Annotated in this window: 1 pseudogene; it reads left to right on the forward strand. The window is 42.3% G+C overall.

Annotated elements, in window-relative coordinates:
- Positions 1 to 272, forward strand: a pseudogene (locus CWC11_RS21525) (dipeptidyl-peptidase 3 family protein); the annotation flags it as partial.

Here is a 272-nt window from a genome sequence, read left to right on the forward strand (position 1 = left end):
ACGATAAAGCACGTCAATTTGCCGATATTAATTATGGTCCATGGGATAGATTGGACGGTGACAAAGTCTTTCTCTCTGGCTTTGACACAAAAACCCCCGGAGCAGAGTTTTACCCCCATGATATTACAAAAGAAGAATTAAACACTGCTGCCATAAAAGATAAGCAGGGGCTATATTCCCTGATCAAGCGAGATGAACAAGGTGCGCTATACAGCGTATCATACTCTGAAGCATTTAATACGGAGCTCACACACGCAGCATCGTTATTAAGA

It is taken from the genome of Pseudoalteromonas sp. S3178, from assembly GCF_005886985.1.
GTDB classification, from domain to species: domain Bacteria; phylum Pseudomonadota; class Gammaproteobacteria; order Enterobacterales; family Alteromonadaceae; genus Pseudoalteromonas; species Pseudoalteromonas carrageenovora.